Source organism: Kitasatospora sp. SolWspMP-SS2h (genome assembly GCF_003259315.1).
GTDB classification, from domain to species: Bacteria; Actinomycetota; Actinomycetes; order Streptomycetales; family Streptomycetaceae; genus Kitasatospora; species Kitasatospora fiedleri.
In genome coordinates this window covers 316,505-331,715 of sequence record NZ_QLLT01000003.1, presented here as the reverse complement: position 1 = coordinate 331,715, position 15,211 = coordinate 316,505, and the positions used below count along the sequence as shown (strand labels likewise).

Genomic DNA, 15,211 nt, shown 5'->3' with positions numbered 1-15,211 from the left:
CGGTCACCGCTCACCGGTCCGGGGGCGGGCCAGCGCGCTGTCGTCCAGGCCGGCCAGCAGTGCGCCCACCGAGGCGTGCACCTCCAGGGCGCCCGCGTCGCGCAGTTCCGCGGCGGCGAGACCGCCGGTCTCCACCCCGAGGCACGGGGTCCCGGCCCGGTTCGCCGCCTCGACGTCCCACACGCTGTCGCCGACGAACACCGAGCGGTCCGCCCGGGCGCCGACCTGTTCCAGTGCGGCGCGCACCAGGTCAGGGGCCGGTTTCGAGGCGGCCACCGCGTCCGCGTCGGTCACCGCGTGCACCGCGTCGTCGGCGTCCAGCACCTTCCGCAGCACGTCCAGTTCCCGGCCCGACGCGGAGGTCGACAGCACCACCCGCCACCCGCGCCCGGCGCACTCCCGGAGCAGCTCCGCCGCCCCCGGGAAGGCCCGCAGGCCGGGCCAGTGCTGGGCGTACAGCGCGAGGTGCGCGGCGCCGATCGCCTCGTCCTCCGACCGGTCCCGGTCGTCCCCGAGCAGGTGGTCGAGCAGTTGGTCGCTGCCCATGCCGATGGCCCGGTGGATCGGGGCCGCGTCCACCTCGTGCCCGAACTGCGCCAGCGCCTGCCACCAGGCGAGGGTGTGCAGGTACGTGGTGTCCACCAGTGTGCCGTCCACGTCGAACAGCGCGGCCGCGACGTCCGCTGCCATGCCCTTCGCCTCCTCCCGAACCGTTCCTCCGCCCGGAACCGTTCCGGTGCGGGCCCCCGTCTACCCGGGCCGCCGCACCCCACACCCCCGGCCTCCGACCGGGTCCCGGCGACCCGGCGGGCGTGCACCTGCCCTGCCTCGACCGGTACCGCCCTCGACCTGCACTCGGCCTCGGCGGATCCGGCGGCGGGGCGCCGGAGCGTCGACACGGACCGGCCGCCGCCCGTCGGTGTTCGACGGGCGGCGGCCGGGGTGCGGGGCTCAGCGCTTGAACGCGCCCTTGACCTTGTCCACGCCTTCGGCGATCCGGTCCTTGGCCTTGTCGACGCCCTGCTTCGCCTGGGACTCGGCCTGGTCGCCGCGGCCCTCGTTCTCCAGCCGTTCGTTGCCGGCCGCGGCACCGGTCTTCTCCTTCGCCGCGCCGACGGCCTCCTCGGCCTTGTGCTTCATGCGGTCGGATGCGTCACTCATGGGTCGGTCCTCCTCGATCGTGCGGTCGTTTCGTGCGGTCGTTCCCTGCGTCGTTCCGGTCCGGTCACGGGGCGGGGTCGCCGGGCGGCGGTGGCCCCGTCAGTGCGTGAAGCGGTGGCGCGGGCGGCCCTGCGGGCGCTGGGTCGTCGTCGTGGGCCGGTCGGCGGACGACAGGTCCGCCCTGGTGGCCCCCGATTCGTCGGTGCGGTCCAGCGCCACGGGGGTGTCCTGCACGGGAGCCGCCCGGTGGTGGCGGCGCCAGCGCAGGCCGCCACGCATCAGGGCGAGCCCGGCGCAGAAGAGCAGCGCGAGCGCCAGCCCGGCCAGGAACGCGCCGAGGGTGCTCATGGTGGCGATCTGGTGGCCGAGCACGGTGACGCCCGTCTCGGGCCCGCCGCCGAGGTTGTCGGCGATCAGCAGGCCCGCGAACGCACCGGACGCCGCGAACAGCAGAAGTCCGAGCAGCAGCATGGTCCAGGTCCTTTCGCTAGCTCCGTTGCTTCCTGGTCCCGTGGGGTCCGTTGCCCGGTTGCCCCTGGTTCGGTCGCGTCTGCCCAGTGCGCCCGGACCGAATCAGCCCCGCCGCGGCGGGTGGCGTCCGCCGGAACGGTCACGGCGGCCACGGCGGTCACGGTGCGGTGCGGCACGTTCCTCCCGCCCGCCCGACGGCACCGCCGCCGGGGTGTCCGACCGCCCGTGCCGGAACGGAGAGCCGGGGGAGGAGAAGGGCGGGGCCCAGGGGGGCGGTACGCGGAGGGGGACGCGGCCGTCATGGTGGCGGACCTGGCCGTCGGCTGCTGGGGCAACCTGCCCGGAGGGTCCGTGTGCGCCGCCGCCCCGCTGAGCCGGTTCTTCCGGGCGCGGGCACGGGCGCGGGGCGGGTGTCGGCGGGGCCGGGGCCGGCCGGGCCGGGCCGCTCGGGGCGGTCGGGCTCCGGCCGGCCGGCGGGAGTGGTCAGAGCTCCTTGATACGGGCCTTGAGCAGGCAGAACTCGTTGCCCTCGGGGTCCACGAGGACGTGCCAGGACTCCTCGCCGGTCTGCCCGATGTCGGCCGGGCGGGCACCGAGGGCGAGCAGTCGCTCCAGTTCGGCGTCCTGGTCGCGGTCGGTCGGGTTGACGTCGATGTGCAGCCGGGACTTGCCGGGCTCCGGCTCGGCCCGGGCGCTCAGGAACAGCGTCGGCTGCGCGCCGCCGAAGCCCTCGCGCGGGCCGATCTCGACGCTGCCGTCGTCCTCGCGGCCGAGCACCACGAAGTCCAGCACCTCGCACCAGAACCGCGCCAGGACCTCGGGCTCCCGGCAACCGAGTACGAGTTCACCGATCCGACACGCCATCGACCGAACCTGCTTCCGCTGAGGGGATGTGACGGTACGTCCGCACCCCGCGGCCCCACGGCCGCCGCAGCGCGGACCCGCCCGCGACCGTACCCGGGGGAACGGCCGGACGCGACCGGTTTTCCCGCCCGGAGTGTCGCGCCCGGGGCGCCGCGCGCCGCGCACCTGTCCGTGAGGGCCTATCACTCCCGTGAGACCCCGTAACGACGCCCCGCCCCGCCCTGCCGGGTGTGGCAGTGCGGGGCGGGGCGGTCGTCCGGGGTCACGGGCCCGGTGGTGGGGGGCTGGGCTGCGGGACGGGTTCGGGCTGCGGGTCGGGGTGGAGCGGGGGCCCGGGGCGGCCCGGCGGTTCCGGGTCCGGGAGCGGGTCGGGGCGACCGGGTCCGGGGGGTCCGGGGTTCGGGGGCTGCGGGTCGGGCGGGACCGGGGCGATCGGCGGGTCCGGGTCCGGGAGCGGCGGGGTGGGGGAGAGCGGGCCGGGCGGATCGGTCGGCCGGGGCGGGACGTCGGGCGGGTCGGGCGGCCGGACGTCCGGGTCGGCGGGCACCGGGATGGTCATCGCGGTCACCGCCCCAGGGCGTGCGCGAGCTGGTCCTTGTTCATCTTCGAGCGGCCCTTGACGCCGCGCTGCCGCGCCTCGTTGTACAGCTGGTCGTACGTGGGGCCGCCGGCTCCGCGGTGCGAGCGCTTGCCGCCCCGGTGGCCGGAGGAGACGTCGTGGATGGAGCTGCGGCTGGCCGTCCGGCTCTCGCCGTGCCGGGCGCGCTCCTTGTTGACCGTGCGGGCGGCGATCTCCTCGGCGCGCTTCTCGCTCGATCCGCGCTCCAGCTGGCTCTCCTTGATGTGCTCATACTGCCGCTCCCGCTTGGGGCTCGATCCGGCGGGCATGGTCGGACTCCTCTCGTCGCGGACGGTTCACTGGCCCGCATACCCGGATCAAGGCGGGTGAATCGGAGGAATCCGGTTCGCGGCGGCCGGACGGGGGTAGGAATAGGTCGCCATGCCGGGCGCACCGCCCGGCGCGGCCGACCCGCAGGGGTCCGTCACCCCACGGCATGCGAGCCGCGAGCCGCGTGCTGGGAGCCGTCGCCTGAAGAAGCCGGGTTCCACGGTTCTCCGCCCGCCCTGCCGCCGTGCGGCCCACCGAGTCCCGGACGGGGTCTTTCCACCGTCCGGAGCCCGGCACGCCGCAGTCCGCGCAGGGAGGGTCCCACCGTTCCCCGGAGATGACTCCCCGTGACCACCACGTCCACTCCGCGCGGCACCCCCGCGTCCGGCAGCGCCCCCGCGTCCACCCCCGGACCAGGGACGGCCGAGGTCGACCCGATGCACCGGCCCACCCGGCGGGAGATGCGGGCGATGGGCAAGTACGAGGCGCGCCGCCTCAGCGACGCGCTGTTCGCCCGACTGGCCGAACTGCCCCCCGAGGATCCCGCCCACAGCTACGTCCGCGGCACCCTGATCGAGCTGAACATGCCGCTGGTGCGGTTCGTCGCCGCCCGGTTCCGGCACCGCCCCGAGGAGCTCGACGACATCATCCAGGTCGGCACCGTCGGGCTGATCAAGGCCGTCGACGGCTTCGACCCGGAGCGCGGCGTCGAGTTCGTCACGTACGCGATCCCCACCGTCTCCGGCGAGATCAAGCGGTTCTTCCGCGACACCTCGTGGCCGCTGCGCGTCCCGCGCAGCGTGCAGGAGCGCTACCTGGCCGCCGCCCGCGCCTCCGACCGGCTCGAACAGAGCCTCGGCCGGCTGCCCGACACCGCCGAACTCGCCGAGGAACTGCACGTCACCGAGGAGGAGGCCGCCGAGGGGATCGACGCCGGACGGCTCTGCCGCTGCGACTCGCTCGACTCGCTGCGCGACGAGGACTCCGACGACAGCGGCAGCGCGCTGATCAACCGGCTCGGCGGCTGCGACCCCGAACTGGAGGTCGCCGAACTCCGGGTGATGGCCAAGCCGTTCATCAGCCGACTGCCCGAACGGGAACGCGCCGTCCTGCTGCTGCGGTTCTGGGGCGGACTCACCCAGAACGAGATCGCCGCCGAGATCGGCGTCTCCCAGATGCACGTCTCCCGGATCCTCTCCGCGACCCTCGCCGGACTGCGGGCCGAGATCGAGGGCGCGGCCGGGGAGGGCCAGACGCGGGGCGAGGAGGACGCCGACGGCATGCGCGACGAGCCGGGCGAGGAGGAGGCCGGGTGCGCGGTGCACGGCGCGGCTGATTGAGGTCCGGGCCGCCCGGGTAGCCGCGAGGCCGTGCCACCCGGGGGACGAGGAGCCGACGCCGAACGGCAGGAGGTGTTCGCACGTGGACGCACAGCCCGGCCCGGGCCCCGGTGTCCCGCTCACCGTCACCCCGCTCACCGTCGTGCTGCGCCACCCGCCCGGCGCGCTGGTGGTGCGGCCCGAGGGCGAACTCGACCACGACAGTGTCGAACCCCTCCTGGACGCGCTGGAACAGGCGGTCGACGACCGGCCCGGACGGGTGGTGGTGGACTGCGGCGGCCTCGAGTTCTGCGACTCCACCGGCCTCAACCTGCTGCTGCGCGCCCACGTCGCCGCCCGGCGGACCGGCCTGCCGCTGCTGCTGGCCGCGCCCGGGCGGATGGTCGGCCGCCTACTGGAGATCACCGGCGCGGACGAGGTGCTGGCCGTCCACCCCACCGTCGAGGACGCGCTCGCGGCGGACCTGGGTGAACCGGCGGACCTGAGTGGACCGGCGGACCTGGGTGGACCGGCGGAGCCCGGCAAGTCCGGCGCGGACGACCCGTCCGGGGCCCCGTGATGGCCGCGCACCCCGCCGACCCGGCCGACCCGGCCTACTCCGCCGCCCCCGCCGGGCCGGTCCCGGCCGGGCCGGAGCGGCGGTGCCTGCCGCTGGCCGCCGCGCCCGGGGCGGTCGCCCGGAGCCGGGAGTTCACCCGCGGCGCGCTGCGGACCTGGGGCTGGCTGGCCGCGCCGGACGAGGGCACCCGGGCCGCCGCCCAGGACGTCCTGCTGATGACCAGCGAACTGGTGACCAACGCCTGCCAGCACGCCGCCGGGCCCTACGCGCTGGAGCTGACCAGGTACGGGCCGCTGCTGCGGGTCGCCGTCCGGGACGCCGACGACCGCCCCCCGGTGCTGCGCCCGCCCGCGGAGCCCGCCCGACCCGGCGGGCACGGACTGCGGGTGGTCGACCGGCTGGCCGCCGCGTGGGGCAGCGAACCGGCGGTAGGCGGCGGGAAGACGGTGTGGTTGGAGATCGTCCGCCCCCCGGCGGAGCCCTGAACGCGGTGCCACGGCGGTGCCACGGCGGTGCCACGGGGGAAGCGGGGAGCGAGTCCCGCCCGCCGGGGCCGGGTCGGGACGGGGGACGCGCAGGTCCGGGCAGGTCCGAGGCCGGACAGGTTCGATCGACACGGGTCGGGAGCGGTCGGGAGCGGTCGATACCGGTGGGAGCGGTGCCCGGCGGGGTCGGCGGCCAGTACGCTCGTCGTCCCGGTCGGAGCAGGGTGCGGGGCGAGGACCCCGTACGCCCCCGGCCGGGCGGACGCCGAGACGTACCGGGAGGCGCCGTGGACCGTCGCAGCTTCGTGGGGTTCGGCGCGGTCTCGCTCGCCGCGCTGGCCGCACCCGGCGGGCCCGGCGGGGCGGCCGACCCCGGGCGGCTGGGGAGGCTGCTGGGCGGCACCCGGGTGGACGCCGAGTTCGTCGCCTGGCTGGAGAGCGGCGGCCGCGGACTGGCCGCCCTGCCCGCCGAGCAGCGCGGCCGGACCGCCCGCCTGCTGGACGCCCAGCTCGCCACCGTCCGCACCCTGATCACCACCGGCCGGTACGACGAACCCACCGGTCGGCGGCTGCACCGGCTGGCCGCCTCGCTCGCCACCACCAGCGGCTGGCACCTCTTCGACCGGGGCCGCCACCCCACCGCCGGACGCCGGTGGGAACTCGCCCTCCAGTCCGCCCACCGCGCCGGCGACCACGGACGCGCCGCCGGGATCCTCGCCGACGCCGCCTACCAGGCCACCTGGCTCGGCCGGCCCGCCGCCGCCACCGACCGCCTCGACTACGCCCTCACCGCCACCCTCCACCCCACCGCCCGCGCCCTGCTGCTGCTCCGCCGGGCCCGCGCCCACGCCGCCCGCCACGACCCGGCCGCCTGCCGGCACGACCTGGCCGCCGCCGAGCGCGCCCTCGCCACCCCGTCCCCCGACCCGGCCCCCGCCTGGTGCGCCTGGATGGGCCCCGCCGACCTCGCCGTCGACTCCGGCGGCTGCCTGCTCGACCTCGGCCGCCCCGCCGCCGCCCGCACCCGGATCGCCGAGGGACTCGCCCAGCTCCCGCCCGCCCGGGCCAAGACCCGCGGCGTCTTCCTCGCCTACCAGGCCCGCACCCACCTGCGCACCGGCGAGGTCGAACAGGCCCTCGCCGCCACCGCCGAGTCCCTCGACCTGGCCACCCGGATCGGCTCCCCGCGCTGCGCCGCCCTGGTCCGCGGCCTGGCCCCGGCCTTCGGCCCGTACCGCCGACAGCCCGGCGTCCCGGAGCTACTGGAGCGGATCGGCGCCGCCGGGGCAACCCGGGTGGGCTGATCGGGGGTGCGCCGGGCGCGGAGGTGTGCCGGGGGCCGGGCCAGGGCAGACGCGCCCCCGGCCCGCCCGGACGCACCGGGCGAGGGCCGGACGACGGAGGTCGAAGATGTCCGCACCGCACCGCCGCACCGCCGCTTCCGCCGCCGGGGACGGCCCGGCAGCCGTCGAGACCGACGTCCCGGGCCGGTTGGACCGGCTCCCCTGGTCACCCTGGCACTGGCGCATCCTGATCGGCCTGGGCACCGTCTGGATCCTGGACGGCCTGGAAGTCACCGTGGTCGGCAACCTGGCCGCCCGGCTGGCCGAGCCGGGCAGCGGCATCGCGATCAGCAGCGCCCAGGTCACCACCGTCGCCGCCGCGATCTACGTGGCGGGCGCCTGCACCGGGGCGCTGTTCTTCGGCTGGCTGACCGACCGGCTGGGCCGGAAGAAGCTGTTCATGCTCACCCTGGCCGTCTACCTGGTCGCGACCGGCATCACCGCGCTGTCCTGGACGCCCTGGTTCTTCTTCCTCTGCCGGTTCTTCACCGGCTTCGGCATCGGCGGCGAGTACGCCGCCATCAACTCGGCGATCGACGAACTGATCCCGGCCCGGGTGCGCGGCCGGATCGACCTGATCGTCAACGGCAGCTTCTGGATCGGCGCCGCGCTCGGCGCGTTCGCCTCCATCCTGCTGCTGAACACCTCGCTGTTCGCCACCGACGTCGGCTGGCGGCTGGCGTTCGGCATCGGCGTGGTGCTCGGCCTGGTCATCCTGCTGGTGCGCCGGCACGTCCCGGAGAGCCCGCGCTGGCTGTTCACGCACGGGCAGGGCGAGGAGGCGGAACGGATCGTCGCCGAGGCCGAGGAGATCGTCGAGCGCGAGACCGGCAAGCCGCTGCCACCGGTGGACGAGCCGCCGATCACGATCCGCGAGCGCGGCCCGATCGGCTTCGTCACCATCGCCCGGACCCTGGTCTCCACCTACCCGCGCCGCACCGTCCTGGGCCTGTCGCTGTTCATCGGACAGTCCTTCCTCTACAACTCGATCACCTTCGGGTACGCGGCGATCCTCACCCAGTTCTTCGACGTCCCGGCGGGCCGGACCGGCTACTACTTCGCGGTGATCGCGGTCGGCAACTTCCTCGGGCCGGTGCTGCTCGGCCACTTTTTCGACTCGGTCGGCCGCAAACCGATGATCGCGGGCAGCTACATCGGCTCGGGCGTGCTGCTGTTCGGCACCGCCTGGCTGTTCGACCACGGCTCGCTGAGCGCCACCACCATGACGGCCTGCTGGACGGTCGTGCTGTTCTTCGCCTCCGCCGGGGCGAGCGCCGCCTACCTGACGGTCAGCGAGATCTTCCCGCTGGAGACCCGGGCGCTGTGCATCGCCTTCTTCTACGCGGTCGGTACGGCGGCGGGCGGTATCTCCGGCCCGCTGCTCTTCAACGGCCTGGTCAGCAGCGGCGAGGTCGGCGACGCGACGCTGGCGTTCTGCATCGGCGCGGCGCTGATGGTGGCCGCGGGCCTGGTCGAGGCGTTCCTCGGCGTCCGGGCCGAACGCCGCAGCCTGGAGTCGCTGGCCGCGCCGCTCAGCCAGGTCGAACGGGCCGACGCCGGCACCTGACGCCGGGGCGGCGGCGTACGAGCGCGGTGCGGGGACGGCCTCCGAGACGGGCCGTCCCCGCACCGCGCCGCTCCGGGGGTCAGGAGAACTTGAACCAGTTGAGGTTGACGAAGTCGGCGGGCTGGCCGCTGCTGAAGGTCAGGTAGACCGTCTGCGACCCGGTGATCCGGCTCAGGTCGGCCGGGACGGTCGTCCAGGTCTGCCAGCCGCCGGTGTTGCCGACGGCGAAGCTGCCGACCGGGGTCGCGGTGGGGCTGCCCAGGCGGACCTGGACCAGGCCGCTGACGCCGGCCGCCGCGCCGGAGGCCACCCGGGCGTCGATCCGGGTGGCGCCGGCGGAGCCGAAGTCCAGCGAGTAGCGCAGCCAGTCGCCGTTGGCCAGCCAGCCGACGTCCGTGCCGCCGCCGGTGTCGGAGCACGTCTCGGTCTGGGCACCGGACTGCGCGGTGTACGACTCGGCCTGCACGGTGCCGAACGCGCTGCCGCCCCCGCTCGGCGGCGGGGTGGTGCTGCCGCCACCGCCGCCCGCCAGGCCGCCGACGGTGATCACCCAGCGGGTGGGCGCGCCGGACTGCACCTTGCCCTCGAAGTCGACGCCCGCCGGGTGGACGTCGTCGTACGGGAAGGCGTAGCCGAGGCCGTCGGGCGTGGTGGAGTGCAGGATCCGGGCGTAGTGGTTGGTGCGGGCCTGGGTGTAGAACGCGGCCGGGTTCTCACCGGTGGGCTGGTTGGGGTTGCTGAGCAGCGTGGTGCGGTTGAACGCGGCGGCCAGCCGGGCGCTCAGGTTGCCCATCAGGTCGTTGCCGGTGGTGAACGGCGCGTCGCTGCAGGAGAAGATCGCCAGCGTGGACGGCTTGGCGAAGGACCCGGCGCCGGGGAAGGTGAGCGTGTTGCCGCTGACCCGGCCGGTGAACGCGCCCCAGGTGTACTGGGTGTCGATCCGCAGGTCGGTGCTCGCGTACTTGCTCCACACCTGGTCGACGTAGGGCTCGAAGTACCCGCTGAACAGGGAGCTGTTGCCGCGGATCGCCAGGTTCGGGGCGAGCACCCGCAGGTCGCCGCCGCTGCGGTTGACGACCAGCTTGCTCCAGTCCGAGCCGTCGGCCGAGGACTGGGCGCGCAGCGCGGACGCCACCCGGGCCAGGCCGTCGGAGGGCAGGCCGCGCACCGTCTGGGTGGCGCCGCCGGAGACCTCCAGCTGGAAGGCGATCGGCAGGCAGACCATGTCGACGAAGGTGATGTTGCCGAACAACTGGTCGTTGTTGAAGGTGAATTCGCAGAAGTCGTGCCGGACGTCGATGTTCGGGTCGCTCGGGTTGACCACCGAGGGCAGGGCCAGGCCGCCGCCGCGGTTCATCAGGAAGGTCAGCTTGGCGCCGACCGAGAAGTAGATCCGTCCGCTGTCCAGGTGCGGCAGCGTCACCCGGCGCGGCGCGGCCCCCGAGGCGTTCAGCGCGATCGCGCAGTCCACGCCCAGCGGGGTCTGGTCGTTGGCCGGGTTCGGCGGGTGGTACAGGCTGGAGCCGTTGGACTGGAGGAAGGCCCAGCCGCCGCCGGCCGCCGGGTCGCGGCCGACCACGTAGGCGTAGACGGTGTTGTTGCCGGTGGTGTTGGCGAGGTCGAGCGCCAGGGTCGCCGGGGTCTGCGCCTGGGCCTCGCCGCCGCCGAACGCCAGGTAGCCGGCGGGCAGGGCGAGGGTGGCGGCGGCCAGCAGGGAGCGGCGGGAGAGCTTCGCCGGGGGGCGGTGCGTCATGGCGTGGGGGAGTCCTCTCGGGCGGGGGAGGGGAGGAAGGGACGCGTGGGTGGTGCGGTGCGGTGCGGAGGTGCGGTGAGGGGCGCGGCCGGCCGGCGGTAGGTGCCGGACGCGGCCGGCCGCGCGGGGAAGGGGCCGGTGGGGGACGGCCCGTGGTCGGAGTGTCGGAGTGTCGGGGTGTCGGGGTGTCGGGGTGCCGGGGTGCCGGCGGGTGGGCCGGGTCAGGGCTGACCGGGCGTCAGCCGAGCGTCCACTTCTGCGCGGCGGTGCCGTTGCAGGTCCACAGCTGGAGCCGGGTGCCGTCGGCGGCGGAGCCGTTCGGGGAGTCCAGGCACTTGCCGGAGCCGGGGTTGAGGAAGTCGTTGCCGGAGCGGTGCGTCCACTGCTGGGCGCTGGTGCCGTTGCAGGTGTAGAGCTGGATCGCCGCGCCGTCGTTGTGGGAGGCGGCGGCGACGTCCAGGCACTTGCCGAGGGCGCGGACGGTGCCGTCGCTGCCCACGGTCCACTGCTGGGCGGCGGCGCCGGTGCAGTTGTGCAGCTGGATCGGGGTGCTGTCGGCGCTGGAGCCGCCCGCGACGTCCACGCACATGCCGCCGGGGCCGGTGATCCGGCCGGTGGAGGTGCCGCCGGTGCTGCCGCCCCAGGTGGTGGTGTGCACGTAGTCGACGGTCATGGTCTGCGGGTAGGTGGAGGAGCCGTCGGGGTTGCCGGGCCAGTCGCCGCCGACCGCGAGGTTGAGGATCACGAAGAACGGGTGGTCGAAGACCCAGCGGTTGCCGCCCAGGTCGGCGGGGGTGCGGGTCTGGTAGGCGGTGCCGTCCACGGACCAGGTGATGGCGGTGGGGCTCCAGTCGACGGCGAAGGTGTGGAAGGCGTCGGCGAAGGACTGGCCGCCGGGCAGGCTGTACGGGGCGCCGATGCCGCCCGCGCCGGAGTAGCCGGGGCCGTGGATGGTGCCGTGCACGGTGCCCGGTTCGCGGCCGATGTTCTCCATGATGTCGAGCTCGCCGCTGGTGGGCCAGCCCGCGGTGGAGAGGTCGTTGCCGAGCATCCAGAAGGCGGGCCAGATGCCCTGCCCGCGCGGGATCTTGATCCGGGACTCGAAGTGCCCGTACGCCTGGGTGAAGGTGCGGGCGGTGTTCAGCCGGGCCGAGGTGTACTGGCAGGTGCCGTACCAACAGGACAGGCCCGGGTCGGAGTTGCGCTTGGCGGTGATCACCAGGTGGCCCTGGCCGTCCAGCGCGGCGTTCGCGGCGCCCGCCGTGTAGTACTGCAGCTCGTGGTTGCCGTTGCCCGAACCGCCGGTCTCCAGCGTCCACTTGGCGGGGTCGACGGCCGAGCCGGCCGGTCCGTCGAAGTCGTCGCCCCAGCTGCCGGCGGCCACCGGGGCGGCGGCCGGGGCGACGGCGGCGGCCCGGGTGGCACCGGTGGGGGAGGTGCCGAACGGTGCGGCGGCCACCAGGGTGGTGGCGACGAGGAGCACGAATCCGCCGAGGGACCAACGGCGCGTGCGGGTGGCAGCAGCCATGGAGGAATCCTTTGTCTGAGAGCGCTCTCTGCGGCGGGGCGCCTCCGCCGGTTGGCCTGAATCGTACGGACGGGATATCGGCATGGCAACGTCAAAGAACGGCCGATTTTCCCGAACTTCGGCGGTAACTGGCGTTCAGGACTTGGAGGCTGACGTCGGTTGGCCGGACGGAGACCCGTGAGAGCGCTCTCTCGGGCGTGACGGGTGCCTCGCCGGGGCGTGCTGGGCAGCGGTCCGGACGACATGTAAGGTAACCCTTGCCTAACTGACCGGGGTGGCGCTAGGAGCGTGGGAGGCGAGCGGTGGCCGGACTGTGCGCGGAGTCGTCGGACTCGGGGAAGGACTCGGGACCGAGGTCCGGACGGGGCCCGGAGCCGAGCCCCGACCTGCTGTCCTGCCTGGCCGGCCTGCGGGCCCACCGGGGCGCGACCGTGGTGCTGAAGTTCGGCGGGAACGCCATGGTGGACCGGGAGTTGAAGGCGTCCTTCGCCCGCTCCGTGGTGCTGCTGCGGTACGCCGGACTGCGCCCGGTGGTGGTGCACGGCGGCGGCCCGCAGATTGACGCGCACCTGAGCCGGATCGGCGTGAGCGCGCCGTTCGCGGGCGGGCTGCGGGTCACCACGCCCGAGGTGATGGACGAGGTCCGGATGGTGCTGGCCGGACGGGTGCAGCGCGAACTGGTCGGCCTGCTCAACGCGCAGGGCCCCTTCGCCGTCGGCCTGACCGGCGAGGACGCCGGCACCCTGGCGGCGGTCCGCCGCTGGGGCCGGGCGGACGGGCGGCCGGTCGACCTGGGCCGGGTCGGCGAGGTCGCCGAGGTGCGCACCGGGCTGCTGGACGCCCTGCTCGCGGACGGCCGCATCCCGGTGCTCTCCTCGATCGCCCCCGCCGCCGACCGCTCCGACGGCGCCGTCTACAACGTGAACGCCGACACGGCCGCCGCCGCGGTGGCCGGGGCGCTCGGCGCGCGGGCGCTGCTGATGCTCACCGACGTGCCCGGCCTGTACCGGAGTTGGCCCCCGCAGGGCGGCCCGATCGGCCGGCTGACGGCCGGTGAGCTGGCCCGGATGCTGCCCGGACTGGCGGGCGGCATGGTGCCCAAGATGACGGCCTGTCTGGCGGCGCTGCGCGCCGGGGTCGGCGAGGTGCGGGTGCTGGATGGGCGGGTGCCCGACGCGGTGCTGCGGGCGTTCGGCCCGGCCGCGCCCGGCACCCGGGTGGTCCGCGACCCGGCGGCGGGGGCGGTCGCGGGTGCGGGGGCAGGTGCGGGGGCAGGTGCGGGGGCGGTCGCCGGCGCGGGTTCGGACGCGGGCGCGGTGCTCGCCGGCCGGTAGCCCGCGGGCAAAGGCGCTGGCCGCGGCGCGGACTGAACTTGACTCAGCCGCCCGCGGTAGGGGAAGTTAGGTAAGCCTTACCAAAGTAAAAAGGGGGTGCGGGTCCACCCGCCCCCGCCGCACCGGTACCGGGAAGAGGGAAGGACGCGCATGTCGCTGGAGAACGAGGCGGTCCGCACGGACGGGGATGTCGACGACCTGGTCGGCATAGGCTTCGGCCCCGCCAACCTCGCCCTCGCGATCGCGGTCGACGACCACAACCGGTCCGCCGGCGAACCCCCGCTGCGGGCCAGCTTCCTGGAGCGCCAGGAGGGCTTCGGCTGGCACCGGGGCATGCTGCTGGACGGCGCGACCATGCAGGTCTCCTTCCTCAAGGACCTGGTCACCCAGCGCGACCCGCGCAGCCGCTTCACCTTCCTGTCCTACCTCCAGGAGCGCGGCCGGCTCGCCGACTTCATCAACCTGAAGACCTTCTACCCGACCCGGCTGGAGTTCCACGACTACTTCGAGTGGTGCGCCGCCGAGTTCGCCGACCGGGTCGGCTACGCCCGCACCGTCACCGGCATCCGCCCGGTCACCGGGCCCGACGGCCGCACCGAGCAGGTCGAGGTGGTCTCCGAGGCCCTCGGCGGCGGCGACCGCCGGGTCCGGCCCGCCCGCAACATCGCGGTCGGCACCGGCCTCACCCCCCGGCTGCCCGAGGGCGTCCGCACCGGCGCGCACCTTTGGCACACCCGCGACCTGCTGCTGCGCGCACCGGAGTTGGCGCAGCGCCCGCTCAGGCACCGACGCATCGCCGTGGTCGGCGCCGGGCAGTCCGCCGCCGAGGCCGTCGAGTTCCTGCACCGCGCCTTCCCCGAGGCGGAGGTCTGCGCCGTCCTCACCCGGTACGGCTACAGCCCCGCCGACGACAGCCCGTTCGCCAACCGGATCTTCGACCCGTCGGCCGTGGACGAGTTCTACGCCGCGCCCGAGACCGCCAAGCGGACCCTGCTGGCCCAGCACGCCAACACCAACTACTCGGTGGTGGACGGCGAGCTGATCGAGGCGCTGTACCGCACCGCGTACCAGGAGAAGGTCGCCGGGCACGAGCGCCTGCGGATCCTGAACGCCACCCGGCTGACCGCCGCCGAGGAGGGCCCCGGCGGCGCCCGGGCGCACGTCCGCTCGCTGACCACCGGCCGCGAGCAGGTCCTGGAGTGCGACGCGGTGGTGCTCGCCACCGGGTACACCCACGTCGACCCGCGCGAACTGCTCGGTGAGCAGCTCGCCGCCGCCTGCCGCACCGACGAGCAGGGCCGGCTGCGGGTCGACCGCGACCACCGGGTGCTCACCGACGACCGCCTCGACGTCGGCATCTACCTCCAGGGCGGCACCGAGCACACCCACGGCATCACCTCCTCGCTGCTCTCCACGCTGGCCGTGCGCTCCGGCGAGATCCGCGACTCGATGCTGCTGCGCCGGGCCGGCCGCGACCTGCGGGCCCGCGGCGCCGCGACCGCCGCCGCCACCGCCTGAGCCCCGCCGCGCCCGAACGCCGCCGGGGCCCGCACCGCGCGCCGCCCCGGCCCGGCCGGCCCACCCCGACCCCGCGTCACCTCCGGAACGGACCCCACGACATGACCGCCCCCGTCGGCTTCGACCCCGACACGCTGCGCGCCGAGATCGCCGACCTGCTCGGCGAGCGCCCCGAGGACATCCACGACGAGGACGACCTGCGCGACCTCGGCCTGGACTCGATGCGGGTGATGCACCTGGTCGAGACCTGGCGCGCCCGCGGCGCCCGGGTCGAGTTCGCCGACCTGGCCGACCTCGGCACCGCGCCCACCCTGCTGGCCTGGTCCGCGTACCTGACCCGGGCCTGACCCGGGCCCGCGCACCACCCGCCGTACCCCGCCGTTCCCGCCGCCCGCACCA

General features: G+C 75.2%; 15 protein-coding genes. 8 read left to right on the top strand and 7 right to left on the bottom strand.

Features of this window, described 5'->3' with window-relative positions; genetic code table 11:
* Positions 1-3: 3 nt before the first annotated feature.
* The 5 genes from K353_RS05555 to K353_RS05530 form a co-directional block, all read right to left on the bottom strand.
* A complete protein-coding gene (locus tag K353_RS05555) occupies positions 4-690 on the bottom strand; it encodes an HAD family hydrolase (RefSeq protein WP_100834867.1) in 687 nt (228 codons plus the stop codon).
* A gap of 261 nt (positions 691-951) precedes the next feature.
* Complete coding sequence (locus K353_RS05550) at positions 952-1,161, bottom strand: CsbD family protein (RefSeq protein WP_111552420.1); 210 nt, start codon at positions 1,159-1,161, stop codon at positions 952-954.
* A gap of 99 nt (positions 1,162-1,260) precedes the next feature.
* Positions 1,261-1,632: a hypothetical protein gene (locus K353_RS05545; RefSeq protein WP_111552419.1), complete on the bottom strand. Its 372-nt coding sequence runs from the start codon at positions 1,630-1,632 to the stop codon at positions 1,261-1,263.
* 483 nt (positions 1,633-2,115) lie between these two features.
* A complete protein-coding gene (locus K353_RS05540; RefSeq protein WP_111552418.1) occupies positions 2,116-2,496 on the bottom strand; it encodes a VOC family protein in 381 nt (126 codons plus the stop codon).
* A 564-nt stretch (positions 2,497-3,060) separates the two neighbouring features.
* On the bottom strand, positions 3,061-3,384 hold the full coding sequence (locus K353_RS05530; RefSeq protein ID WP_111552416.1) for a plasmid stabilization protein: 324 nt from the start codon (positions 3,382-3,384) through the stop codon (positions 3,061-3,063).
* Between the two features lie 348 nt (positions 3,385-3,732).
* Between K353_RS05530 and K353_RS05520 the strand changes: the two genes are divergently transcribed.
* The 5 genes from K353_RS05520 (at position 3,733) to K353_RS05500 (ending at position 8,679) form a co-directional block, all read left to right on the top strand.
* Positions 3,733-4,725 carry a SigB/SigF/SigG family RNA polymerase sigma factor gene (locus K353_RS05520; RefSeq protein ID WP_233533383.1) on the top strand — a complete coding sequence of 331 codons (993 nt, stop codon included), beginning with the start codon at positions 3,733-3,735 and terminating at the stop codon, positions 4,723-4,725.
* A gap of 82 nt (positions 4,726-4,807) precedes the next feature.
* Positions 4,808-5,284 (top strand): STAS domain-containing protein, encoded by a 477-nt coding sequence (locus K353_RS05515; RefSeq protein WP_233533382.1) that lies wholly within the window; start codon positions 4,808-4,810, stop codon positions 5,282-5,284.
* Positions 5,284-5,769 carry an ATP-binding protein gene (locus tag K353_RS05510; protein ID WP_111552414.1) on the top strand — a complete coding sequence of 162 codons (486 nt, stop codon included), beginning with the start codon at positions 5,284-5,286 and terminating at the stop codon, positions 5,767-5,769. Before K353_RS05515 ends, K353_RS05510 begins: the two co-directional genes overlap by 1 nt.
* Before the next feature lie 287 nt (positions 5,770-6,056).
* Entirely contained in the window at positions 6,057-7,073 is a 1,017-nt protein-coding gene (locus tag K353_RS05505) for an XRE family transcriptional regulator (protein WP_111552413.1), read from the top strand.
* Positions 7,074-7,179: 106 nt separating this feature from the next.
* Positions 7,180-8,679, top strand: a complete 1,500-nt coding sequence (locus K353_RS05500; protein ID WP_111552412.1) for an MFS transporter — start codon at positions 7,180-7,182, stop codon at positions 8,677-8,679.
* A 79-nt stretch (positions 8,680-8,758) separates the two neighbouring features.
* Here the strand turns inward: K353_RS05500 and K353_RS05495 are convergent, their stop codons facing one another.
* Together K353_RS05495 and K353_RS05490 are read right to left on the bottom strand one after the other, a co-directional pair.
* Positions 8,759-10,432: a beta-1,3-glucanase family protein gene (locus tag K353_RS05495; RefSeq protein WP_111552411.1), complete on the bottom strand. Its 1,674-nt coding sequence runs from the start codon at positions 10,430-10,432 to the stop codon at positions 8,759-8,761.
* Positions 10,433-10,670: 238 nt separating this feature from the next.
* Positions 10,671-11,960, bottom strand: coding sequence for a glycoside hydrolase family 16 protein (locus tag K353_RS05490; protein ID WP_111552410.1), 1,290 nt, complete (start codon positions 11,958-11,960; stop codon positions 10,671-10,673).
* 386 nt (positions 11,961-12,346) lie between these two features.
* Between K353_RS05490 and argB the strand changes: the two genes are divergently transcribed.
* The 3 genes from argB to K353_RS05475 all read left to right on the top strand — a co-directional run bounded on the left by argB (position 12,347) and on the right by K353_RS05475 (position 15,159).
* Positions 12,347-13,294 (top strand): acetylglutamate kinase, encoded by a 948-nt coding sequence (argB, locus tag K353_RS05485; RefSeq protein WP_233533399.1) that lies wholly within the window; start codon positions 12,347-12,349, stop codon positions 13,292-13,294.
* Between the two features lie 150 nt (positions 13,295-13,444).
* Positions 13,445-14,812, top strand: coding sequence for a lysine N(6)-hydroxylase/L-ornithine N(5)-oxygenase family protein (locus tag K353_RS05480; protein WP_111552409.1), 1,368 nt, complete (start codon positions 13,445-13,447; stop codon positions 14,810-14,812).
* A 101-nt stretch (positions 14,813-14,913) separates the two neighbouring features.
* A complete protein-coding gene (locus tag K353_RS05475) occupies positions 14,914-15,159 on the top strand; it encodes a phosphopantetheine-binding protein (protein WP_111552408.1) in 246 nt (81 codons plus the stop codon).
* Positions 15,160-15,211 lie beyond the last annotated feature (52 nt).